30 protein-coding genes are annotated in these 21,047 nt (G+C 33.8%); 4 read left to right on the top strand and 26 right to left on the bottom strand.

Going from position 1 to position 21,047, the window contains the following annotated elements; translation table 11 throughout:
* Window position 1 precedes the first annotated feature (1 nt).
* From H600_RS22615 to H600_RS0118510, 6 genes are all read right to left on the bottom strand, one after another.
* Window positions 2-532: an N-acetylmuramoyl-L-alanine amidase gene (locus H600_RS22615; protein WP_157509953.1), complete on the bottom strand. Its 531-nt coding sequence runs from the start codon at window positions 530-532 to the stop codon at window positions 2-4.
* Window position 533: 1 nt separating this feature from the next.
* Window positions 534-752 carry a hypothetical protein gene (locus H600_RS0118535; RefSeq protein ID WP_026730196.1) on the bottom strand — a complete coding sequence of 73 codons (219 nt, stop codon included), beginning with the start codon at window positions 750-752 and terminating at the stop codon, window positions 534-536.
* Window positions 753-1,136: 384 nt separating this feature from the next.
* Entirely contained in the window at window positions 1,137-1,694 is a 558-nt protein-coding gene (locus H600_RS0118525; RefSeq protein ID WP_026730194.1) for a hypothetical protein, read from the bottom strand.
* A 15-nt stretch (window positions 1,695-1,709) separates the two neighbouring features.
* On the bottom strand, window positions 1,710-2,579 hold the full coding sequence (locus H600_RS0118520) for a hypothetical protein (protein WP_026730193.1): 870 nt from the start codon (window positions 2,577-2,579) through the stop codon (window positions 1,710-1,712).
* Between the two features lie 31 nt (window positions 2,580-2,610).
* Complete coding sequence (locus H600_RS0118515) at window positions 2,611-4,155, bottom strand: SGNH/GDSL hydrolase family protein (protein WP_026730192.1); 1,545 nt, start codon at window positions 4,153-4,155, stop codon at window positions 2,611-2,613.
* Window position 4,156: 1 nt separating this feature from the next.
* Window positions 4,157-4,651 carry a hypothetical protein gene (locus H600_RS0118510; protein ID WP_026730191.1) on the bottom strand — a complete coding sequence of 165 codons (495 nt, stop codon included), beginning with the start codon at window positions 4,649-4,651 and terminating at the stop codon, window positions 4,157-4,159.
* Window positions 4,652-5,262: 611 nt separating this feature from the next.
* Here H600_RS0118510 and H600_RS0118505 point away from each other — a divergent pair.
* From H600_RS0118505 to H600_RS0118495, 3 genes are read left to right on the top strand one after another with little or no spacing between them, the layout of a single operon-like run.
* Window positions 5,263-5,691, top strand: a complete 429-nt coding sequence (locus H600_RS0118505; protein WP_026730190.1) for a hypothetical protein — start codon at window positions 5,263-5,265, stop codon at window positions 5,689-5,691.
* Window positions 5,692-5,737: 46 nt separating this feature from the next.
* On the top strand, window positions 5,738-6,373 hold the full coding sequence (locus tag H600_RS0118500; protein WP_026730189.1) for an SOS response-associated peptidase: 636 nt from the start codon (window positions 5,738-5,740) through the stop codon (window positions 6,371-6,373).
* Window positions 6,374-6,382: 9 nt separating this feature from the next.
* Window positions 6,383-6,697 (top strand): hypothetical protein, encoded by a 315-nt coding sequence (locus tag H600_RS0118495; RefSeq protein ID WP_026730188.1) that lies wholly within the window; start codon window positions 6,383-6,385, stop codon window positions 6,695-6,697.
* Here the strand turns inward: H600_RS0118495 and H600_RS0118490 are convergent.
* The 18 genes from H600_RS0118490 to H600_RS0118400 form a co-directional block, all read right to left on the bottom strand.
* The gene (locus H600_RS0118490; protein ID WP_026730187.1) at window positions 6,688-7,020 is read right to left on the bottom strand and encodes a hypothetical protein; all 333 of its coding nucleotides are present in this window, start codon (window positions 7,018-7,020) and stop codon (window positions 6,688-6,690) included. The two genes, H600_RS0118495 and H600_RS0118490, sit on opposite strands and share 10 nt — an antisense overlap.
* Window positions 7,021-7,107: 87 nt before the next feature.
* Complete coding sequence (locus tag H600_RS23245; protein WP_280648398.1) at window positions 7,108-7,236, bottom strand: hypothetical protein; 129 nt, start codon at window positions 7,234-7,236, stop codon at window positions 7,108-7,110.
* Window positions 7,237-7,335: 99 nt separating this feature from the next.
* Window positions 7,336-7,485, bottom strand: a complete 150-nt coding sequence (locus tag H600_RS22995) for a hypothetical protein (RefSeq protein ID WP_157509952.1) — start codon at window positions 7,483-7,485, stop codon at window positions 7,336-7,338.
* A complete protein-coding gene (locus H600_RS22310; protein WP_084157402.1) occupies window positions 7,469-8,578 on the bottom strand; it encodes an RNA-directed DNA polymerase in 1,110 nt (369 codons plus the stop codon). The genes H600_RS22995 and H600_RS22310 overlap by 17 nt, the downstream gene beginning before the upstream one ends.
* A 225-nt stretch (window positions 8,579-8,803) precedes the next feature.
* Window positions 8,804-9,178 (bottom strand): hypothetical protein, encoded by a 375-nt coding sequence (locus H600_RS0118465; RefSeq protein WP_026730185.1) that lies wholly within the window; start codon window positions 9,176-9,178, stop codon window positions 8,804-8,806.
* Window positions 9,179-9,183: 5 nt separating this feature from the next.
* The gene (locus H600_RS0118460) at window positions 9,184-9,657 is read right to left on the bottom strand and encodes a hypothetical protein (RefSeq protein ID WP_026730184.1); all 474 of its coding nucleotides are present in this window, start codon (window positions 9,655-9,657) and stop codon (window positions 9,184-9,186) included.
* A 4-nt stretch (window positions 9,658-9,661) separates the two neighbouring features.
* Entirely contained in the window at window positions 9,662-9,904 is a 243-nt protein-coding gene (locus tag H600_RS0118455) for a hypothetical protein (RefSeq protein ID WP_026730183.1), read from the bottom strand.
* Window positions 9,905-9,909: 5 nt separating this feature from the next.
* Window positions 9,910-10,086 (bottom strand): hypothetical protein, encoded by a 177-nt coding sequence (locus H600_RS22990; RefSeq protein WP_157509951.1) that lies wholly within the window; start codon window positions 10,084-10,086, stop codon window positions 9,910-9,912.
* Window positions 10,087-10,101: 15 nt separating this feature from the next.
* The gene (locus tag H600_RS0118445; RefSeq protein ID WP_026730182.1) at window positions 10,102-10,710 is read right to left on the bottom strand and encodes a hypothetical protein; all 609 of its coding nucleotides are present in this window, start codon (window positions 10,708-10,710) and stop codon (window positions 10,102-10,104) included.
* Window positions 10,694-11,434 carry a hypothetical protein gene (locus H600_RS0118440; protein WP_026730181.1) on the bottom strand — a complete coding sequence of 247 codons (741 nt, stop codon included), beginning with the start codon at window positions 11,432-11,434 and terminating at the stop codon, window positions 10,694-10,696. The genes H600_RS0118445 and H600_RS0118440 overlap by 17 nt, the downstream gene beginning before the upstream one ends.
* Before the next feature lie 127 nt (window positions 11,435-11,561).
* Window positions 11,562-11,819: a hypothetical protein gene (locus tag H600_RS0118435; RefSeq protein WP_026730180.1), complete on the bottom strand. Its 258-nt coding sequence runs from the start codon at window positions 11,817-11,819 to the stop codon at window positions 11,562-11,564.
* A complete protein-coding gene (locus H600_RS0118430) occupies window positions 11,816-12,496 on the bottom strand; it encodes a hypothetical protein (protein ID WP_026730179.1) in 681 nt (226 codons plus the stop codon). The genes H600_RS0118435 and H600_RS0118430 overlap by 4 nt, the downstream gene beginning before the upstream one ends.
* 10 nt (window positions 12,497-12,506) lie before the next feature.
* Entirely contained in the window at window positions 12,507-12,998 is a 492-nt protein-coding gene (locus tag H600_RS0118425; RefSeq protein WP_157509950.1) for a hypothetical protein, read from the bottom strand.
* 183 nt (window positions 12,999-13,181) lie between these two features.
* The gene (locus H600_RS0118420) at window positions 13,182-13,391 is read right to left on the bottom strand and encodes a hypothetical protein (protein WP_157509949.1); all 210 of its coding nucleotides are present in this window, start codon (window positions 13,389-13,391) and stop codon (window positions 13,182-13,184) included.
* A gap of 10 nt (window positions 13,392-13,401) precedes the next feature.
* Window positions 13,402-16,263 carry a hypothetical protein gene (locus H600_RS0118415; RefSeq protein ID WP_026730176.1) on the bottom strand — a complete coding sequence of 954 codons (2,862 nt, stop codon included), beginning with the start codon at window positions 16,261-16,263 and terminating at the stop codon, window positions 13,402-13,404.
* Between the two features lie 4 nt (window positions 16,264-16,267).
* Window positions 16,268-16,597 carry a hypothetical protein gene (locus H600_RS0118410; RefSeq protein ID WP_026730175.1) on the bottom strand — a complete coding sequence of 110 codons (330 nt, stop codon included), beginning with the start codon at window positions 16,595-16,597 and terminating at the stop codon, window positions 16,268-16,270.
* Between the two features lie 95 nt (window positions 16,598-16,692).
* Window positions 16,693-17,268 carry a helix-turn-helix transcriptional regulator gene (locus tag H600_RS0118405; RefSeq protein WP_026730174.1) on the bottom strand — a complete coding sequence of 192 codons (576 nt, stop codon included), beginning with the start codon at window positions 17,266-17,268 and terminating at the stop codon, window positions 16,693-16,695.
* Window positions 17,269-17,277: 9 nt separating this feature from the next.
* Window positions 17,278-17,550, bottom strand: coding sequence for a hypothetical protein (locus H600_RS0118400; RefSeq protein WP_026730173.1), 273 nt, complete (start codon window positions 17,548-17,550; stop codon window positions 17,278-17,280).
* Window positions 17,551-17,655: 105 nt separating this feature from the next.
* On the opposite strand from H600_RS0118400, the gene H600_RS0118395 reads away from it, so the two are divergent.
* Window positions 17,656-17,985: a helix-turn-helix domain-containing protein gene (locus H600_RS0118395; RefSeq protein ID WP_026730172.1), complete on the top strand. Its 330-nt coding sequence runs from the start codon at window positions 17,656-17,658 to the stop codon at window positions 17,983-17,985.
* A gap of 307 nt (window positions 17,986-18,292) precedes the next feature.
* Here H600_RS0118395 and H600_RS0118390 read toward each other — a convergent pair whose 3' ends face one another.
* Both H600_RS0118390 and H600_RS0118385 read right to left on the bottom strand, forming a co-directional pair.
* Complete coding sequence (locus H600_RS0118390) at window positions 18,293-19,069, bottom strand: ThuA domain-containing protein (RefSeq protein ID WP_026730171.1); 777 nt, start codon at window positions 19,067-19,069, stop codon at window positions 18,293-18,295.
* Between the two features lie 29 nt (window positions 19,070-19,098).
* The gene (locus H600_RS0118385) at window positions 19,099-20,859 is read right to left on the bottom strand and encodes a glycoside hydrolase family 9 protein (protein WP_084157408.1); all 1,761 of its coding nucleotides are present in this window, start codon (window positions 20,857-20,859) and stop codon (window positions 19,099-19,101) included.
* Window positions 20,860-21,047 lie beyond the last annotated feature (188 nt).

Raw genomic sequence — 21,047 nt, 5'->3', positions numbered from 1 at the left:
ATTATCTGTTTTTAGGAAGTTTTAATTCGGCATAAAGCGGATTTTCTTTAAGCATAATAGATTTATACTCCAAATAAGCATCAAACGATGGACACTCTTTAATACGCTCCCAAGATTCAATCGCACCATTATGATTTTTATCATCCGAAAAATGATAGTGACCAACAATCATTACGTTTTGCAAATCATTTCCATTTTCTTTTAACCAGTGCATCATGTCGAAAATCTCTAATAAAATAGCATTCTTTTGCGCCTGTGTTCTCGTATCGGCTGCAACCTTTACATCAGTCTGTAAGACTCCGCCACGATAAGACATGTGAAGGCATTGGCTATTGAATCCCGCAACTCCATTTGTAGGGTTATTATAATCAGATAATTTATGACGTGTACCATCATAATCAATCCAAGTAGCATATCCTGGCGATTTCCATCCTAAAGATGTTTTCCAAAAGTTCTGCATACTTGCTAATGTACCATGACCCGCTTGACAATGCACAACTATATACCGAATATTCTTAGCTCTATTTTCCATTTTAATATTGTTTACACTGTTCAATTCCCGCCAAATTAATGCTGTCAACTTTCTGACAGTAATCAATTTTATCGATTGTGTTTTTTAAACTTACCTCGTATAATTTGATTTCACGCAATTGCTCTTGTTCTTCCTTCGGCGGAAATTCATCCGGAACAATCGCTTTTATCGTTGCAAAGGACAGCGCCAAAACAACTAATGCTGAGAATAATGTTTTCATGGTTCTTTTTTTATTTGTTCGATTTTCTTATTCTGCTCCAAATATATTTGCGACGCATCGAGAAATTTATTTGTATAGAATTCCAAGTTTTTTTTATATTCCCTCTGATCTTGGGTACGAAGAGAATCGCCACGCTCAATTCGAGCAGAAAGAACAATAATATTTTCACAATGTTTTTTGTCGTTTAGGTATAATAATACCCACGAAAAAATTATAATTCCAACCAATAAAAAATTCACTTTTTCAGTTGGCTTCAAATTTTTGAAGTAATCAAATAAATTAGTGAAAAACGTAAATATTGCTTGAAGATTCATAGACCGTAGGTTTGTACCAAAAATACTTTTGAACCACAAAAAAACTTGTGACATAAAAAAAGCCCCGTTTTCACGAGGCATAATTTAATACAGTATGATGGCGCAATGCCTGAAACCTTGAAACCGGTTTATCCTTTTTTTTTTCACGGTAGTATAATCTTCTTAAAGTATCGGTACTGAAACCAAACTCAAGTAAATCATATTTATCAATAAAACTGTTTATTGCCCTGGTTACCATTTCATCATCATCATTTTCAGATGATCCTAAAACGTAGTAAAAAAAGGCCATTCTAAAAATATCTTCCAACAGATCATTAATATCATTATTTGCGTCTTCAGGTAAATACAAAAAATGATTTTTCCCATTTACATGTCGGTAAAAATCACCTTTATATTTTTTTTTGCCACCACAATCAGAAACAGTTAAAAACAAATTGAAACTCTTGACATCCAAAGGCTTGTCCGCTTTTACCATCAGCAAACGCATCATTCTGCCAACAGAAGACGCAGTACTGGAATACAAAACAGATTTCACTTTTTTGTTTCCGTAAGAAGCTTCTTTTCCTTCAGACGATTTGAAGAAAAAAGGTACTAAGTGTGGACGTATAGAAACGGGTACTGTTTGCATATCAAGTCTGTTTTTTTATAGTAACGTTGAGGGATTTGTAAAAGTATCGCCATTAAACTTGCCACCAACCCCGAAAGCTTCATCAAAAAGAGCTTTATCCAACGCCGAAACGGTCGCATAATCACGGCCAGAAACTGTAAGATCTTCGAGGTATACGCGATAAATTATCATACTTGGCGACTTATGATTTAAGAAAGTGTCATACACCCCTTCTCTTCCAACAGTTAATAATCTGTTAACTAAAGATGATGGCAATGAGCCAGTATACCCACTAAATCCATTGTTTTGAAATCTTACTGTTGGTGCAGCGCTAGTTGTAAAAGGTGGCGTTATTAATCGTCCCAATGAATGTCCAGATGGAATTAAAACATTTGGTAATGATGTAGAAAATTCATTAATATAATAGTAATTGGAAGTATTTTGCATTAGATAGGAATGCGAGCCAGTATTAATTAATGCTGTCCTGGTCATATTTGACCAAATACTGCAATAAAATTGATGTGAATTATTAGCAACAATGTAATTCATTATTTTTTCTGGCCATGGGGCAGACATGCTGGAAATTCCACTAACATCATTAACTTGTGAAACAATACAATGAATCGCTCCTTTACCTGTTTTTTCAATTAATTTACCTGTATCACTTGACACCCCACCTCCAAATGCTAAATTTGATACATTTGAACCAGATGTCCCAGATAATAAAGAGTCGCTTACACTGCTTGCAAAATTAGTGATGGGTAAATTATTAACCAGTGTAGGGTTTTGTCTTGGAAAATCAAGCAAAAATAATGATCCTTCGCTCATAATGGGGTCATTGTATAATTTCGGAATGCTAGTATCAGTTACAGCATAAGGAATCGTAAGTTTTAATCCATTTGACATCTTTATATATTTTATAATTTATAATCTGTTTTTAGTTCCAAATTTTAAGTTGTTTTCCGCGCTTGTAAACTAAATTTCCTAATACAGTATAGCCAGCAGTATTTAAGTGCACAGTATCAGATAAAAGGCTAGGAGGACAGCTACCAACAGCAATCGCCGCAGTATCTCCACTAGTTGGGGTTATTCCGGCATCTTCTAGTCCGTAAGCTACAATGTATCTTCTCCAATTAATATAATGTGCTCCAAACGCACTAGCCATTTTAGACTCTAGTAACGCTCTGTTTGCAGCTGTACCAGTATGTAAACCTATTATAATGTAATTTTGGTTTTGGTTAAAGCCAATTAAATCTTGGTAGTAGCTAATTAGTTGGTCTTCATTTGTGTAGCCCCCATTTTGGCCAATCCAATAAATATTAACTTTGTCATTCATTCTGCTACTTCCAGCTGACAACATTATGGAACCACTAGCAATATTTGAATGAGTAGAGCTGGCTACATTTCTCTTAAGAGAATAAATATAAGGTCCAGTACCCGTAAAAGAAAGCGTACATTCGATGTTGTCAATCATTACCGGATTAACGGTATTGTCACCAGTCCCTTGAAGTAAAGGCGTTATCGTTTTGCCATATTTATTTACTGCATTAAGGTTGTCGCTTCTCCAAACTTCCACAAGTGTCGATGCATCAGAAGGAAGCGTAAAGCCATTTGCAAGCATTACCGGTATAGCACCATGTCTAGCACAAATTGAATTGACATCTTCGCCTCCTACCCCACAATTTTTAACTAAAAACTGTGCAGAAGTCAAATTTTGTTGGAGAATATAAGGGTAGTTCACACCGCCTGTAGCACCCGCACCCGCAGTTAATGAATCACCCCAACAGTTAACCACAGGAGTAGATAAATCACTGAATTTTCCCGTAATTGATCCATTTATTCTAATTCCTAATAGAATTCTATTATTGCTATCTAATATTGCCGCAATAAAACCAGTAGAAGGATCCAGTATTTTCCACATAGCATCAGTTACTGAAGTGTCTAACTTTTCTACTGGAACACTTAAGTTTTTCAGGGCGTCACCTTTAATACTATCAATTGCATATTTAGAAGCATAAAAAGAACCGTCTTTTTTATGTCCTGACAGTAATCTCGATGCACTATCTAATAATGCGCAGAGATATCCTGTTGAAATATCTAAAGGTTGGTAGATTCCTTCATATGTTTTTTGCGCATATAGGACAAGATCCATTGGAACAACCTGCTTTGCATAACTTCCATCAAAAGTAATTGTGGTATATCCGGCAGTTAAATCGACAACAATACCTCCAAAATTGGTATATGTTCCCGATTGAGTAGGAACATAAATCCCTGTAACTTCTGGAGCAGGAGTACTTAAATTAATATCACCTTTAAATGTAGGATTTGCCAATGATCGGTCATGAAGTTCATTAATTGCATTCTTCAGCCAGTTTATTTCTTCAGCTTTGAAATAGGTGTTGGCCTGAAGTTTCTGCATAATAGCCAAAATTTCTGGACTGTTTATTTTATCGGCAAATGTTATAGGTAATAGAGGATCCATTTTATATAAGAATTAAAGGTATTAATTGTGGTAACTCGACTATTTTTTCTCCTTGCACAAAACCACATGGAAATATGGAAACGGTTTCAAACTCTACACCTGCTTTCTTTAGGTTAGAACTTACTTTTATTCGAGGCCTTGCGTTTTGCTTAAAATCATTACGTCCAATTATAAAATCAGAACCATCAGACAAATTCAGTTTTACAAATCGTACTCTTTGCATCAACGCAATTCGTTGTGATCGGTTTCCATCAGCATTAGGAAAAACAATACTAACTTTTTGTTTATAGATTGCACCTGCAGCTATTACTTCACTTTCTTCAGAAAAAGAAACTGATCCTAAACCAACATAAGTTTTTGTAAAATCTGTACCATAAATGGTTGAATTATAAAACGGTTGCCAGTCCGGAATTGCAGATGGCAATAAATTACCATTAAAAGCCAATTCTATGCTGCAAATATTTAAGTTAACCGCTGTCTTTTCAAGAAGTTGCATTCGTAAAATTTTGCACTAAGATAAGCAAAAAATACACTTGAAGTGTATTTTTTGCTTAAAAAAGTAAATCAAAAGTTTATTTTTTATGAAGTGAAATATACCTGTAGTATTTTTAAAAAACTGAAAAAAGCTATAAAAAACTGTAACTTTGTAACCTCGCATCTTTTTAAGCCGTGAACCCTTATTTTATAAGGTTTTTTTTGTTACAGCTATTTTGTAACTAGAGAAGAAAAGAAAAATTTAAAAATGTAACCCTATTATTAGTTACATTTTTTTTGTAACCTACATTACACTAATAAAACTAAAATGTAACCTTTAAACACTTAATTTATCTGGACATTTCGGCAATGGTTACAAAGTTACATTTTTTTTAATGTTTCAAATAAATAGGAGGTAGGGAGGAAAAAAACCGCGAAAAAACTTTTAATTGATTAACTTAGTGCGAAAAAAAAGCTTTTAATATACCTGTCGTTTACTACGTTTTTAAAGGATCGTTAATTAGGATGTTGTAAGTAATATCCGGCTCGATGCTTTTGATACAATTCGGAACAGCTTTGTGTATTATGATATCGTGATTCAGATTTAACTTTGCATGTCTAAATTTGAAAATCATGACAAAAGAAGAAGAAAAATCAATCGATTCCCATATTTGGAACAGCCGAGAATCAGCATATACAACCCTGTGGACCATGTTAGATAAAAACAAATATTACTATGATCTTTCACTTGTAGGCTTGGTTACATATGGAAATATGTTGTGTAATATTTTCGGAAAAGATGATGTAGTCGGCTTCACAAGGATTTTGCATCATATCGGATTAGAATTTGAATTTGTGAAGTCCGGAATTCAGCTTAAAGAAAATGCAAAAGTACTTTACAAAGAAAATCGGATGAATCCGAAGCCTCATGAAGTCAAATATAATTATGATAAAAAAACGCTTCGAGTAGGAAAAGAAGATCGATATGAAAATAAAATTGGATGGGCCGAGCAAATACTTTTAAACAATAAGAAAGACCAGGATAAAAAGAATGAGCAATAATTTCAATTTAAATTATTAATTTTAAAGTAATCTAAATTAGTTTGTTATGTGTTATTATGTTGATCAAAAAGGCAGTCGCCGAGACGTAAAAATTCGATTTAATATCGAAGTAAATAATACTGGCCAATTCTACGAAGGTGTTTTTGTGAACGGATTTGAACACCCAAACCTTCCGATAATTACTAATGATAATCCAACAGAATTGACGATGGATTCATTTTGGGGCTTGATGCCATCGTGGGCGGGCAAGCAACAACTTGAGTACAGAAAAGGTAAACTAAACGCAAGAATTGAGGAGATTGAAGAAAAGCCATCTTACAAAAACATAACTCAAAATCGATGCCTTATAATTGCCACAAGTTACTACGAATGGCGATGGCTTGACGAAAAAGGAAAGAAAAAAGAAAAGTACCAGATCTTTAGCCAGGACAATGAAATTTTTACTTTTGCCGGACTTTACGATTCCTGGTTAAATCCTGCAACTGGAGAAAGCCTAAAAACCTTTACAATGGTTACTACTCACGCAAATGAGTTGATGCAGTACATACACAACCATAAAAAAAGAATGCCCATAATGTTGCACAAAGAAGATGAACAGGCATGGCTAGATCCTAAAAACGATATTAATGAATTTGCTTATCCTAAATATTACACAAGTATTGTTGGATTTCAAGCAGCTTAAAAAAAAATTATGGACTATTTTAATACTACTACAGACGAAGACTTTATTAAATACTTTTTGGACGAATTATATTCAAAAACTGAATTTGTTCAAGAAGAAGATCCCGACGATTTTTTTGATCCCGAAGCCGAATACGGAAAGCATATAACCGAGACGCAAGAAAAGCTTTATGTGTATATAAAAAGAGAAATGAGTTTATCTAAAAGCAATTTAAGCGATCCAAAGAAAACTGAATTGTTCAACTTAAAGAGAGAAAAACTTTTTGAAACCTTAAATCCTCAAATTGACATCTATATCACAAAAATTAAAGTTGATTACAAATAAATGCTGATATCCTTATCATCCGCTCTCATTTCGATGTTAGCGGATTTTTCAATTAATTCAATTATGAAGCGGTTAGTGTCTTCATTTGACATTGAATCGTAGTCGATCGTTCCTTCAGTGTCAAAATAAAACTCAAAATACGAAGTTTGCGCATTGATCAGCTTCATATCCGGTTCAACTTCTTCTAAAGGATTGTCTATTCCTTGACCGAAATATTCAATTCCAGTTAAGCCACTGTTTATTAATTTCGTTACAAAATCAATTGTTACTGTTTCCGGGATTGAAACTTTTGTAGTAGATAATATTAACGAGTGATTTTTCATGTAGTAAATTTAATAAAAAAAGCCATTCAGTTGAATGGCATTTTTTTTCTTCAATATTGGTTAGAGCTTTTTGCGTTTAGTTTGCTTCTATTTAAAAAACAATAACCATCCAGTAAATGCAATCGCAAAAGCTATTATAAAACCAACAAACACACCTTTATTAAAAGATGCTTCTTTTTCAGCTTTCAGTAATATTTCAAATATTTGTTTACTCATGCCTTCAAAATTAAATCTTGCTTATTTTGTATGTTACGGAAATCCGTATTTTTCCTTAAAATAAACTACTTAAATGATTTTTAATATAAAATGTAATGATTAGGTAAATTCTAAATATTCATTTCGTTTAACAATCGTTGTCGTGAAAGGAAATTTGTCTTCAGGTACCATTTTAATAGTTTGAATCAAAACTGTTGCACCTGTAAAAACAACTCGCATCCGTTCATCATATTCAATTTGTAAAGTCAAATAATCGGAGTTGGCTTTCTTTTTGGATGGCTCTACTTTGAACGACAGGACTTTTATCTCTACGTTCAGTATCTCGTCTATCTTTATGCTTTTGCCTGCGAAGTGTAGGACTTTTGGTTTTATTCCTAAATCTGAAAACTTGGTCATTTGGGTTTATCTTTTTTAGTAAATGATTAGAATTGCAGTGTTTTATCCAACCCATATAAGCGGCTTTAACTGCTTTGTTGTTTTTGGTAAAAGATTTCGCTGCACGTTTTTTAATTGATTTTCGAAGCCTTACGTGTGTATGGTAAAAAACATAACCCACAAAATCAATCCCTCTTTTTTCGACTGGAAATACCTGGTAATTTCCTTTTATCTGGAGTTTCAATTTATCACTTAAATATTCTCTTATATCTGATAAAATGGTATGCAGATCCGTTTTGTTACTCGAAAGAATAACGATATCATCAGCGTAACGGAAATAGTATTTTACCCTTTTAGTTTCTTTTATCCAGTGATCAAAACCAGTCAAATAAAAATTTGCAAAATACTGACTTAGATAATTTCCAATAGGTATTCCTTCAGCGCTGTCAATGATTTCATCCAACAGCCACAAAAGGTCAGGATCTTTAAATTTTCGGCGAAGCTGATTCTTCAATGTTTGGTGATCAATTGACGGATAAAACTTTGTAATATCCAATTTCAAACAGTACGTTGTTCCAGGGACATCGGCCAAAGCTTTTTTAACAGCTTTGGTGGCTGAATGTATCCCTTTTCCTTTTATTGAACTGTAGGTATCAGTAGTAAATAGTTTTGTAAATATTGGCTCCAAAACATTCATTATAGCATGGTGCGCAATACGATCAGGAAAGAACTGTAATTTCGAAACGATTCTTTCTTTTGGTTCATAAACCTTGAAAGTTGAATACTCCGAAGTTTTATACTCTTTGTTTTTCAATATTTCATGCAATTTCAAAATATTGCTTTCCTTATTTCTATTATGAATAATAACACCTTTTTGTTTTGATTTTCCTTTCTGAGCGCGCACATCCGCTAATTTTAGATTATCAATACTTATGATCTCGCTATACAAATTGTTATATCTTTTCAAAGCCTTTGTATTATTGGGTCATTTTCTTAACATAAAAATGAATACTAATGACCCGTTAAACTTGAGATTTTTTGCCATGTTGGCAAGGTCTGTACCGAATTAATATTTTTACATGGTGGGAGCTGGAGTTCGTATTCGTATTCCAGTTATCGACATTGTTCAACGACCACCCGGAAGAGGGAGAACGACACAAAACCACAGCATTCAGTACACAACCTAATTATTTTATAAAATTGCGTTTACCAATTCAGGAAACGTTTCTGCAAAGTATCGTGCTATCGCTCTCGTTCTGAACGCACGGCGGGAGCAGGAGCGCGTATGCGCATGCCAGATAACGACATTGAGCAACGACCACCCGGAAGAGGGAGAAAAAACGTACCAGTTTTCATATTTGATTTGTGATGGATCAGAATAATCCGGTTCCCATTCTTTTTCCTGACCTTCACTATTTAAAGCTCTAATTACAACATCTGCTTTATAATTGTTTATGATTGCCTGTTGGTCTTTTTCTCTTTTAAGATGTGAAACATCTGGCATTAATTTAATGTCTGTTCCGTCCGCAATAAAAGCTTTCTCAATAGTGTTAATTGTTGAATCCATTAGTTTTATTTAATTAAGTTGATATAAATTTCTTTGAAAGTTTCCCAGGCATATTCTGCGTGTTCTCGTTTTAAAAACGCTTGGCGGGAGCCGGAGAACGTAAACGAATGCCAGTAATCGACACCGAACAACGACCACCCGGAAGAGGGAGAATAAACGTACACATGAAAATATTTGTACTGATTACTATTGCTCCAGTCAATTTCTTCTTTTGTGTCAGCATTAAAACAACGGCTGATTAATAACGATTGACGAAGTGCATTAGCGGCGATATCATCAGGATCATCACTGTCACAGATATATTTTTTAGGACTGACACCCATTTCTTTGCATACATCTTCAAAGCATTTAATTCTTTCCATGATATTCGGCTGAAAAGTTTTTGCTCCAAAAATGTTTTCTAGTAATAATTTCTTTCCAGATTTTGCTTTGTTGTAAGCTTTTAATACAGCGCCTTTGTCGGCGGTTAATGTTTCCATAATCTTAATTTTGAGTTATTGATAAATAATAGTTTGCTACTTCTGTTTTGAAGCTTTCCAAAACTTCGACGGCGTTGTTTTCTTCCATATTTGCAATGTCTGTTTCAAGAAAAAGTATAAATTGGCCAAATGCACCGAAAAAGGTTTGACGTAATTGTATTCTTTGATCTTCATGCATTGTTTCTTCTGATAAACCAACTCTTTTTAAGTAAAGTTGGTACTGGTGTTCAATAGTGTATTTTTCCATTGTTTTTATTTAATTGCTTTTGATGATAAATAGTTATTGATAACTGTATGAACTTTGTATTCTGAAACCCCAAATTCTTTAGCTATTTTCGGAATTGAATTTAATTCACTAGTGCGCCATTGCTCGATAATTTGCACTTTAGTTTCTTCTGTTAGCTTAATATTTGATTTTTTGAGTTTCATGATGTCTAACCATAATTAAATGCTTGACGATTTACTTTTATTTACCATTTGAATTAATTGTATTTCATTCTTTTGAATGTTCACCATTGTATTAGCAATATCGCAAACAGCTTTTGCCTGAGGTATTGCGCTTGGATTTGCTGCAACTTTCTTTAGCATATCCATAAGGGTCTCCTTTACAATTATATTTTCTTTGGTTGGTTTGTAATTAGAAACCTCAATACTGTTTGCGTCCGAAGAATCACCAACAGTTAGTTGATTTTCTTTTTCCGGATTTTGCTCGCTCTTTTTTTGATTTTCCATTTGATCATTAATTTTTAATTGTTCTGGTGATAGTTCTCTAAATTGGTGTCTTACTTGTTTTGGTTCATCATCGATAAATGATGATGTGTCAATAGGAGAAAAATTTGCCGGAATTTCTCCAGATAATTCTTCAAGAAATTTTTCAACTAAATGAAGTTCTAGTGAAATTGGTTCTGTATCGGTTATAATAGTCACGGCCCTGGTAAAAGTTTTAAAACTTTTGATTGTGACAATACGATCCTTATAAAAAACAGCTTTTCCAGTAAAGACCTTTAACTTAGATTCAATTTCTTCAATTCTTTTTTCATGTGGCGTTTTCATTTTTCTTAATTGATTTAGTTAGTTTGTTTCTTAAAGTGATAATTTCTTTTAAATCTGACGGTAAATTCATGTAATTACGTTTGTTTCTTCGAGCATGTTCTTCCTTGGTGATTAATTCAAGAAATTCTAAAGTTGGAATTTCCGGGCAACCAATTTTCCTTACTACATTATACCCTTCAGGAATAGTACCGTTTGTTTTTTTCCACAACCAACGATTGTAATGAACATAACCTGATTCAGTTTTAATATGTACAATCGGAAAATTATTCATTTGCCATATTACGATCGTTCCAATTTCATTAGATCCAGTTGCTTCCCATCTTTTTCTGTTTGCAACTGCTAACCTTCCAGATTTTTTATTTCGATTATGAATTTCCTTTAGTTCTTCGGAGGTTCGTTTCAAAAAAAGATATCGGCGTTTTTTTTCGATATGTTTTTTAGTCCATCCTTTGTTTTTCGGCCACTCATTTTCGAATATTTCCGCTAATTCCACATCTCCTATGGCTTTATAATTTTGTTTTAAAAAATCAACCTGTTCAGGCGTCCAGTATTCTAATTCCATTCGTTTCAACCCTAAACTATATGCCATCATTCTTACAACTGTTTTCTTTAGGCCTAAAGCAGATGCTATCTGATCGTTTGTCATTTTTTGAAAATTATCCTGGATATATTGAAGGTCTTTTATATCAAAAATGATTTTGCCATATTTACCTATTGTTGCCATAATTAAAAATCTTCAGGGTTATCAATACGTTCAAATTATTAGGAAAATAAGCATACAAATATTCCAACCAAGTGAATTTCCCACCGAAATAATTGAATTCTATCAGTTTGTTTTTGTTCCCGGACATTTAAGAATTTTTAGAAGTGATCGATCGTTTAAGTTCTTGCTGAAATTTTCCAATATCATCGCTGAAAATGATATGACTAATCAAGTTTCCTGATAGGTCACGCTCTCTTTGATATATCAAAAAAGAAAAACTGTCTTTTAAAATGTCATTATTTTGAATTCTGACATTGATTTCAAATGTTAACGGAACTTGTAATTTACTTTCCGTAAAAACTTTATTTATGGCTTGACTGATTTTGTCTAAACTTAAATCTCTCATAATAAAAAATCTTCAGGTTTATCAATACGTTCAAACTCAATTACCCAAACCCACGGATTTTTATTCCAAGAGCCATCCCCGTTAATATCTTCCCACAAAGAACAAAATGAAGCGACTGGTGCTGAATGTGTTTCTTTACCATAATTCCATCCGTAGGCCGAAAAGCTGTAAAAGTTTTTACCCGGCAAGTAATTTTGATAAATCATTATATTTTCATCTAAACAATATTTTTCTTTTTCTATTCCTTCGGCAATTGCGTCATTATCTGATATTTCATTTAATCGTTCAATCCTAATAGACTTCACTTTTAGAAAAATTCTACAGGCTTCTTTTGGCATATGAATTGAAGGTTTGAATTTTAAGTTCCAACCTTTATCTACACTTGCTTTATAATAGAATGTACCTTTTAAGGCATCGGCTGTATTCTTGTAAAAAGTTTCACGAACCCAAATAATATCTCCTTTTTCATATGGAGGAATTGGATAGTAACCTTGCGTAACCTCTGAATTTCTAAAAATGAACATTCCATCATCCGAAAAGTCTGGATTCTGAATCCAATTGTCCGGTTCGTCATTTATCACTATACCTTTTGTTCGTCTGGTCTGAGTTTTCGTGCCGTCTAAAATCGCCTGAACCATCGGCGTTGAAAAAAGCATTGGTTTAAAAATATTTTTCATAATTCAAAATTTAACCTGTTTTTTTAAGTGATTTGTCTTTAAAATGTTGCCTCTCGTGAGGTATGAAAATTTGCTTTTTTTCGACCAAATTTTCAAGGTATTCTGTTGTTGTACTTCGGTCTATATAAAATGGACCAATTAGTTTTTGCGATGCGTAAGTGTAAAAAATCTGATTGTATCGCAAATGTCGTGGAGTGTATCGTAAATCGTCAAGAGAAGCTTCGCGCAGCACTAAGTCAAAAATATATTCATTAGTAATCACATTCGGAAAAGGCGTTATTATACCAATTAAACCAAACGCCATTTGATGATAAATATCTACAAAGTCAGATTCTTCATAAAAATATCGACTACACATAAATTCTTTTGTGTACTGGTCTAAAATGAAAACATGTGTACAATCTTTGACTTTTTGAACTGCGTTCATGTTTTCTAGATCACCTGTAAATAAATCGTATTTTGTGGCTCTGCGTAATGCTGTGCGGGCTTCTAATAAAATCATACTAAACTGTTTTAAGTTCGTGTAATCTTTGTCTTGACCTTTGTCCAATAAAAACTTGCTTATTAAAATTTAAATCTCCATCCGCCTTAACCCATAGAAAGGTTAACAATGCACGGTATATATCGTCTATATTTTTACAGTTCCGAAAGATCGTTTCAATGTCTTCGTAAGTGTACATTTGTCCTAATCTTCAATTACAACTTCAGCAGAGGGCTGAAGCGTAATCGTTTTGCAATTGTCCAAAACGATAATTAAACCTCCTTTGTAATGCTCTGGTAGTGTTTCGCTCTCTGGAACTGGTATAATGTCAAACACCTGTCGGTATTTTTTTTGATTTAAATCCCATTTAAAGTGATCCCCTTTTTTTAATTCTGATACTTTTTTTGTTGTCATGGCTTTATTATTAAGTGTTAAAAATTTCATCTTCATTTTTATATTCTGTAACTTCCTTATGTTCTATTGGTTCAGAAACCTCAATTGTTTTTATAAAGAATACCTCTTCGGTTTTTCCTTGAATTTTTTGAACAATTCGACCACCTGAGTTATGTAAATCTTTCGGGTTAAAAATGTATTTGTTCAATTGACAATAAGCTTTCATTGCTTTTTTGAATTTATTACTGGTCCATTTATGAAGCTTGGTTGCTTTTAAAAATTCATCAAACGCATGCTCTTTTGAAAAATAATTATCTAAGTGTTTCAAAGGTCCTTCTTCCAAAGTTCCTGGATTAGTTTCTCGAACGGCAAAGAAAGCTTCCGCCCAGCCTTCAAAAGCATCGCCCATTTCGGCACGTAAACTTCTTTTTGTCACGTTATCCATTGGCGGATTAATTTTTGCAGGATGCGACAAATAAAATTGGATGCATTGTGCGCAAAAATTCAAGAAATCATTCCAATCCGCTTCAGTAAAATCTCGGAACAAATTTCGACCTCCAAAATCATCTGAAATATTCCGAGCTTGTTTGTATTCTCCATCCTTATTTTCATGATAGTAATCTGAAAACGAACTAAAAAGTAAACGCCTTGCTGTCGATGGTCCATCATCCTTAATTGTAAAGTTTGAAGTGATTACAAACTTTGGTGATTTCGAAAACGGAATCTCATACGGCTGGCCATTTTTTGGATTTACTTTTAAGGAACCTGTAATTTCGGAGTAGAAAAATCCAAAATCCAAATACTGATTGGCATCGTCAATAAATATGTAATCCGTATCTTCAGTTACACCATGATAGATAAAATCATTTTGCGTTACTTTTGGGTCACGTCCTTTGATGTAAAATCTTCGTTTCAAAATGTGATTCAAGTTTCCAAATGCTACCGATTTTCCTGAACCACCATGGCTTTCCCCTGTTTCTGATATTTTATTATCCATGACGAACAAACACCAGGGCTTTGAATCATCTTTGTATGTGTGAAGCAAATAACCAATGGAATAAATTTTATTTATCAAATGCACTTTCTGTTCATAGCGTTCATCATCTGAAAGTCTTTCACCAGCAATATTGAACTTGTTTTCTTTGAAATACTTTTCTGCATCTGGTTCCGGTTTCCCTTCAAAAGAATCTTCTAATTCACTTTTCCAATGTACACGAGAAGCATTGATTAAGAAGTTGAAATACATATTATCCTTTTTCAAAACTTCTATTTCAAAATCACCTTCAGGATCAGTTGTTATTTTAAACTGTGGTTCTTGAACTTTTACATTAAAATCGATCACTTTATCTTCCCAAACGAACTTGTCAATTTCACCTTGTCTGTATTCGATAATTTCTTTACCAGTAATCTTCCAAACTTTTTTGGAGAAGAATAAATATTGAGTTTCACGATCTGCATTTGTAAAGTCAATAGTTACTTTAGGTAATTTTGATAAAGACCTTTCTCCCAATTGGTTACTCTTGTATATGTAATCTCTTAAATCAGGTGATTGCTGTCTTTGTTCTAAAAAAGTATGAATGTAATTTTCAATTTCGTAGGGATGTAAAACCTTTACAATCGAACCTTCTTTTTTGATGTAGATAAAACCTTCCTTTAGATTTTTATCTTCATAACGTCCAAACCCCATATGCGCTAAAAAGTGGTACAGACGCGTATTTGATAGGTTGTAATTCATTTTTTTGTTATGGAAATATTCCGTCCAAAATTGAAAAGGCAATGCATTAGAAACTAATTTATCAAACGAGTTAGTAAAAGCGTTGGCATCATCAGGTTTGTAAAATTTATCTACATAATCCTTAAAATCCTTGCAAGGATTTGCGCGTTTATCTCGGCATTCTTTTAATTTTTCTGGCAACCAAAGTAATTTGATGTCCAGAAACTTTAAGCCCATTGCAATGGCTTGCTTGATGCCGGTATTGTCTAAATCGGCTACGTAGTACACATCTTTTGCCCATACTTTTAATTGTTTCATCTCTTCCCAATCCAAATGCTCACTCTCAGAGTTGAACCAAATTGGAAATCTACCGAATGACCGTAGGTTAATACCATCAGACCCACCACTAACAACAAATACAGCATCCACTTTATAATCTTTAGCTTTTTTGGAAGATTCTTCATCACCGTCGTCTTCATAGTAATCTGCTTCGTATTGTGCTTTCAGTTTTTTATATTCTTCTTCAATTAAATTCATCCCAAAAACATGACGCTTCGGTTTGGCGCCAGTGTAACGGAAACGGTGTGCTTTTTCAAATGAATTAGGTTGGTAAATTTTTTGCCAGGAATCAAAATCAAAAACAAAAATTGGAAACTCTTCAGTAGAAGTGATCACAATAGCTTCGTTTTCCTTACAATGCGTATAAGACGCACACGATTTTAAATTAAATTCTTTACAGATTTTTTCATTAACTCGTGGACCAAGCATAGCCAATTCTTTATCTGTGAAATCTTTGTATACAAAATTGAAAGTGTTTGGAGTTTCATCTGTTTTTAAAGAACGTTTTTCTATAATTGGTTTTACAACTTCCAAGTCAGCGCCTTGTATATGATATCGCGCTCCTAATATTGCGCAAGCTTCACCATAACTTTTATTTTCTTCTATCATGCAAACCATAATACCGTTTCGAGGAACTTGATCACCTCCAAAATCGGTCACAACCCAAACACCATTTTCCAATTGTTTTAATGAAGCTGATGCTGTTTTCTCTGATTCTCGAAGTTTGAACTGTCGTGAAGTTTTGGTAATAACTTTATGCGCATTTGGATAGTAAGCCAATATGATATCGAGCCCTCCGTTAGTTTTTTCAAAAATATCGGTGTCTTTTACGTAACTCATGATGTTAAACTTCTTTTTGGCTTAATATTTCGGCATCTACCACGTCAATTTCAAGAAGTTTAGATTTGTTTACACGGTCAAAGCATTCATTGTGATATTTCATTCCTTCTGTATATTCCTCTGGAGACATCCCGTATAATGGCTTTTGTTGTTCTTCATAGCATAGGCTTGAATCTGCGTGATTTGAAAGCATATTTTGGAAAAAAACTAATTCCGATTTCAGTGAAACTACAGCTCTATCAATTTCCGCTTCGGTAAAAAATCCAGATCTTTCAATATTTTCGATTTGCTCTTCGAGCAGATCTATTTTCGATTGTACATTTTCGTTTGACATATCTTGGTTTGTTATGGTTTATTAAAATAAGCCACCCACGTGGAGTGGCTTTAGCGTGTTGTGCACACACAGAATGATAAGAACGTACATCAGTGTTACCACTGAATAAGGTTTAGTGAAATGGCAATTATTACAATCTCTTGTTTCGTTTGCACATTCAGCTTTTGATATAAATGTTTTTTTGCTTTATGAAAAGAACCCATTGGGAGGGATAATTTATCCGCTATCGCTTCATTTGTAGCATCTGTACAGAGAAGTTTTATTAATGGAATTTCTGGAGCTTTTAATCTTTTATTATTATACTTTGGAAGTTTACAGAGTATTCCTTCATTAGCGCATTGTCCACGCTCAGGGCACTCCCAGTATTCACCTTCTTGAAGATTTCCGTCAACTATGTCACCTTCAAAATCTAATCCACCAAAACGGCATTTTACAAACTCTTCAATCCTTTTGAATTGTGATTCTGGGTGAATTTTGAGCAACAAATTTTTTACTTCGGGATCTGCATTGATTGCATCTTCTAAAAGAGCAAGAGTATCATGTGATACATCTGAAAAAGGAAGTAGTTTGCCATTATTCAAAACTTTCACTTCATCATTCATTACTAAAAATTCTGTAGCCTGGCATATCATACCGGGGAAAACTCTGTTGGTTTGTACCTGTGTTGTCATGGAATTTGTTTAAGCGATTTTATTGAGATTATTTTTCAATTTTTCTAAAGCACTCTTATTCTCCAATGCCACTTCGACCATAGCATTAAGAATATCAAGTCTTTTAGAAGCTTTTCTTTTTACATTATATATCATTGGTTTGGTTACGTTTAATTCCTTTGGTAAGATATTTATGATAGCTTCCACGTAATTTTCTGGCAAATACTCATCAATGATTTTGTATGCTTTGTCGATGTGCAACTGCACATCTTTTGAGTTGGTATTATTTAGTACTGTTTGCATATCTTTGTAATTATTTAGTCAAATTTAGTAAAAAAATATACCTGAAGTGTATTTATGGCGATAAAAAATAAACTCCAAGTCTAATTTATATCAATTATAAATAATATGTACTACGAAAAGCTAGCGGATTACTTTAAAAGTAAAGGGCTAAAACAGAAAGAAATAGCCAAAATATTAGGCATAAGTGAACAAATGACGGGAAGATATTTAAAGGGGAAGGACAACATGAGTTCAGACTTAATACAACTTATAGTCCAAAAGTTTCCAGAAATAAACCTACAGTATATTTTTTCAAATTCCGAAGATGATATTACATGTCTTGCTGAACCTGAAATTGAAGCCTACTTTAATGTAGATTTAGAATTAAAAAAAATTGAAGAAAAAATAGTCCTGATTCGAACCCATTTGGCGCGAAAAGGACAAGATGAAAAATAATTATTATTATTAATATTAGTGCACCTGTAAGGTGATTGTGGACATCATGCTACAATGTTATAACGCAGAATTAAAAAAAATTGAATAAAAAATAGTCCAGGTTCGCGCCTATTAGGCACGAAAAGGACACGAATAAAAATTATTACTAGTAGTAGTGCGCCTTTAACGTGGTTGTAGGAATCCTTCTGCGTTCACGAAAAGCCCTTCATTTGAAGGGCTTTTTTGTTTTTATTAATTTATTTGACGCCTGCTTAGAAGGCAGGCGGTCTTGGGGTTAAATAAATTTTTCTTAGTTTAAAAAAATATCTCAGTTTTTATTCGCTGCCCACAAAATAGCATTCTTAAGCAGGGTAGTATAGGCTTCGTTTTCAAACAATTCTGGAGAATGCCCCATAAAAATGTAGATATTTCGGGATGCAAAATGATCATTTGTCCAAATGACAGGATGATCGCCCATTTTTATTTTTGAATCAGGCTCATAAGTCGATTCGTCAACTGAAGCGAGTACGTGAACATTCTGCCTTGGACTTTTGTCATAAATATACCATTCCTCTTTTTTTACTAAAAAATTAGATGGAATTCCTTTTGTTACGGGATGTGATTTGTCTTCAATAGTTACTTTTCCATTAGCAAAATTCGGAATATAATTAACAAATTTTATTCCTCCCATAAAATCAGAAAACCATTTCCACATTGGATAGCCGTCAAATTCTCCAAGTAAAGTTGCATGATGCAAGCCAACCCAGCCACCTTTTCCATCAGTCATGTAATTTTGAAAAGCTTTCATTGATTCTTCGCTCCAAGTGTAAGGTGGGTAATCAAGCTGAATAAAGAGTTGATATTGACTTAAAAGAGTTTCGTTTATGGTTTTAGTGTTTTCAATATAATCAATTGTAAAACTGCTGTCGATGGCAAGTTTGTTCAGCCAAGGTTTTGCTGCTTTTGTAAATTCCAAATGATGCCCGCCATTTTCATATAAAACTAACGCCTTGAATTTTGTCTTTTTTGTTTTTTGAGCGATGCAATTTGTCTGAAATAAAATGGTTGTCAGTAATAAAGCGATAATTAGAATTGAATTTTTCATTAATTTTTTAATGTTGAGATTTATTGTTTTTAATTTTCAACCATAGCCGTGATGGCTTGTAAAAACCATGCTGAATGCGGAATCCATTGTTCTGTCCATCGCCATTCGTCATTTCCATCAACATCCATTTTGAAATCAATTCCAGAGCCGTCGGCGTTGCCTTCTTTTCCGGTAATTCCATTTGAAATACCGCCTTTTTCAGATCCATGCCCATAATTAGAATGCATGTACGGAACATTCGTTTCTCCAAATTGATACAAAAAACAAACTGAATAGGGGTTGCATCCCAAAATCCAAGATAATTGCTGTGAGGCGAAAATATCAAGCGACTTTTTTGTCTTGTCGTTTTTTTGAAAAGATGTAGTTTTTGCGCCTTCGATAGCGGCAGTTGCAAGTGAGGCTAATCGGGCATTTTCACCTTGCCACCACCAGCCAGTTTCATTTTCGTGCGGAATAAAAAATCCGTCTTTTATTTGACCGTTAAATAGAAAACTTTGTCTTGCATAACCAAAAGGATTGCTGGTATTGTTTGTGACAGACAAATTATAGTCTAATGCTTTTTTGATCACCGATGTTGCCTCTAATCTTTGTTTTTTATCTTTTTCTTTTTTCAGATATCGGGTCAAAGCCACAATAGGCAAACCAGCATCTGCGGCATGCCAAAATGGACGATTTCCGTCATTGCTTCTGAACCAGCCTTTATCTGTCATTCGGTTTTCAAGATTGTGCGCCCATTTTCGGGCTTCATCCCGATAGAAATTTTCATTTGTCGCAATCCATAATTCGGTTGCAGCCATCAATGCACAATAATTGTCTATAATGTTTTCTTTTCCGTCGTCATCATATTTTGTGTTGTTTGTTAAAAGGTGTTTGTAGGATCGTTTGGCTCCATCTAAATATTGAGCCGAAGTAAAATCTCCATTTTTCTTCCATTGCGAAATTCTGGCCAGTGAAGCAATCGCCATTCCAGCGCCTTCGCGAAAAGCAGCCTGATACTCATCTGTGGTTACACTATTTGCTTTTAATCCAACGATTCTGCGAGCCGAGGGATTTTTATCAAAATAACTGAAAACAATCATGTAAAAATAATTTTCATCAGAAAGACATCGCATCATATAATCGGCGCCCCAAATGGCTTCATTATCTAGAGAATCTTTAACTTTCCATTGTTCTAGCTTTTTCGGAATGCTTTCAGATGTATTGATAAGTGACCAAGTTACTAATGGGGTTTGTTGTGGTGATACGAAATTGGCGTAAGCCAAATGCGAAAAATACTTGCTTACATCTCCTGAAGCGTCGCACCATCCGCCGTGAACATCTACTTTTTTTGTGCTTCCAAACAAAAGCATGTTTTTATCAGCTTCGAGTTCTTCGGGCGTATTGGCTCTTTGTTTGTTGTAATAGTGCACGATTGCAGAAATGGTTCTTTTGGCCAATATGTTTTCTTCAATTGCAAAACGTACAGAAGTATAAATCTGGTCAGCAATTTTGAAAGTGATTTTGTAATTGCCAGGCTTTTGAAAAGATGAAAAATCGGCTCTGTAATAAAATTTGCCAAGTCTCCAGTCTTCAACACTTTCTGCTTTTCCAATTTTTGATGTGAAAACTGTCTTTCCAGATTTGGCATCTACAACATCAAAAGTTGAATTCAAAAGGTTGTTGTAGTATTCGATAACAGCAAGTTTTGGACTTTTCGGATCAAAGCCAACTTGGTTTACATGTATAATAGTCTTGCTATGGGCAAATACAGAAAGAAGCAAAACTATCAAAGTGCATTTTAATTTTTGCATGTTGATTTTTTTTAGGAAAATGGAATTGGTTTTCAAATAACTTTTAACCAAAATACGAAAAACTAAAAGTTTGACGCATTCTCTTAAATTAAGTAAAAAAATAAAGGACATTCTGCTAGAGCATATTTTTGTTGATAATTTAAATGAAGGAAATAAAAAAATGATGTGTTTTTGTTGTGCTTTTTGCG

It is taken from the genome of Flavobacterium denitrificans DSM 15936 (assembly GCF_000425445.1).
Taxonomy (GTDB): domain Bacteria; phylum Bacteroidota; class Bacteroidia; order Flavobacteriales; family Flavobacteriaceae; genus Flavobacterium; species Flavobacterium denitrificans.
The sequence above is the reverse complement of the archived record's forward strand: the minus strand, read 5'-3'. Positions and strand labels throughout refer to the sequence as shown.

What these genes read in the sequence shown, in the direction of transcription:
- H600_RS22615 (WP_157509953.1), bottom strand. Translation starts at nt 532, where the DNA reads ATGGAAAATAGAGCTAAGAATATTCGGTATATAGTTGTGCATTGTCAA.
- H600_RS0118535 (WP_026730196.1), bottom strand. Translation starts at nt 752, where the DNA reads ATGAAAACATTATTCTCAGCATTAGTTGTTTTGGCGCTGTCCTTTGCA.
- H600_RS0118525 (WP_026730194.1), bottom strand. Translation starts at nt 1,694, where the DNA reads ATGCAAACAGTACCCGTTTCTATACGTCCACACTTAGTACCTTTTTTC.
- H600_RS0118520 (WP_026730193.1), bottom strand. Translation starts at nt 2,579, where the DNA reads ATGTCAAATGGATTAAAACTTACGATTCCTTATGCTGTAACTGATACT.
- H600_RS0118515 (WP_026730192.1), bottom strand. Translation starts at nt 4,155, where the DNA reads ATGGATCCTCTATTACCTATAACATTTGCCGATAAAATAAACAGTCCA.
- H600_RS0118510 (WP_026730191.1), bottom strand. Translation starts at nt 4,651, where the DNA reads ATGCAACTTCTTGAAAAGACAGCGGTTAACTTAAATATTTGCAGCATA.
- H600_RS0118505 (WP_026730190.1), top strand. Translation starts at nt 5,263, where the DNA reads ATGACAAAAGAAGAAGAAAAATCAATCGATTCCCATATTTGGAACAGC.
- H600_RS0118500 (WP_026730189.1), top strand. Translation starts at nt 5,738, where the DNA reads ATGTGTTATTATGTTGATCAAAAAGGCAGTCGCCGAGACGTAAAAATT.
- H600_RS0118495 (WP_026730188.1), top strand. Translation starts at nt 6,383, where the DNA reads ATGGACTATTTTAATACTACTACAGACGAAGACTTTATTAAATACTTT.
- H600_RS0118490 (WP_026730187.1), bottom strand. Translation starts at nt 7,020, where the DNA reads ATGAAAAATCACTCGTTAATATTATCTACTACAAAAGTTTCAATCCCG.
- H600_RS23245 (WP_280648398.1), bottom strand. Translation starts at nt 7,236, where the DNA reads ATGAGTAAACAAATATTTGAAATATTACTGAAAGCTGAAAAAGAAGCA.
- H600_RS0118465 (WP_026730185.1), bottom strand. Translation starts at nt 9,178, where the DNA reads ATGGATTCAACAATTAACACTATTGAGAAAGCTTTTATTGCGGACGGA.
- H600_RS0118460 (WP_026730184.1), bottom strand. Translation starts at nt 9,657, where the DNA reads ATGGAAACATTAACCGCCGACAAAGGCGCTGTATTAAAAGCTTACAAC.
- H600_RS0118455 (WP_026730183.1), bottom strand. Translation starts at nt 9,904, where the DNA reads ATGGAAAAATACACTATTGAACACCAGTACCAACTTTACTTAAAAAGA.
- H600_RS22990 (WP_157509951.1), bottom strand. Translation starts at nt 10,086, where the DNA reads ATGAAACTCAAAAAATCAAATATTAAGCTAACAGAAGAAACTAAAGTG.
- H600_RS0118445 (WP_026730182.1), bottom strand. Translation starts at nt 10,710, where the DNA reads ATGAAAACGCCACATGAAAAAAGAATTGAAGAAATTGAATCTAAGTTA.
- H600_RS0118440 (WP_026730181.1), bottom strand. Translation starts at nt 11,434, where the DNA reads ATGGCAACAATAGGTAAATATGGCAAAATCATTTTTGATATAAAAGAC.
- H600_RS0118435 (WP_026730180.1), bottom strand. Translation starts at nt 11,819, where the DNA reads ATGAGAGATTTAAGTTTAGACAAAATCAGTCAAGCCATAAATAAAGTT.
- H600_RS0118430 (WP_026730179.1), bottom strand. Translation starts at nt 12,496, where the DNA reads ATGAAAAATATTTTTAAACCAATGCTTTTTTCAACGCCGATGGTTCAG.
- H600_RS0118425 (WP_157509950.1), bottom strand. Translation starts at nt 12,998, where the DNA reads ATGATTTTATTAGAAGCCCGCACAGCATTACGCAGAGCCACAAAATAC.
- H600_RS0118420 (WP_157509949.1), bottom strand. Translation starts at nt 13,391, where the DNA reads ATGACAACAAAAAAAGTATCAGAATTAAAAAAAGGGGATCACTTTAAA.
- H600_RS0118415 (WP_026730176.1), bottom strand. Translation starts at nt 16,263, where the DNA reads ATGAGTTACGTAAAAGACACCGATATTTTTGAAAAAACTAACGGAGGG.
- H600_RS0118410 (WP_026730175.1), bottom strand. Translation starts at nt 16,597, where the DNA reads ATGTCAAACGAAAATGTACAATCGAAAATAGATCTGCTCGAAGAGCAA.
- H600_RS0118405 (WP_026730174.1), bottom strand. Translation starts at nt 17,268, where the DNA reads ATGACAACACAGGTACAAACCAACAGAGTTTTCCCCGGTATGATATGC.
- H600_RS0118400 (WP_026730173.1), bottom strand. Translation starts at nt 17,550, where the DNA reads ATGCAAACAGTACTAAATAATACCAACTCAAAAGATGTGCAGTTGCAC.
- H600_RS0118395 (WP_026730172.1), top strand. Translation starts at nt 17,656, where the DNA reads ATGTACTACGAAAAGCTAGCGGATTACTTTAAAAGTAAAGGGCTAAAA.
- H600_RS0118390 (WP_026730171.1), bottom strand. Translation starts at nt 19,069, where the DNA reads ATGAAAAATTCAATTCTAATTATCGCTTTATTACTGACAACCATTTTA.
- H600_RS0118385 (WP_084157408.1), bottom strand. Translation starts at nt 20,859, where the DNA reads ATGCAAAAATTAAAATGCACTTTGATAGTTTTGCTTCTTTCTGTATTT.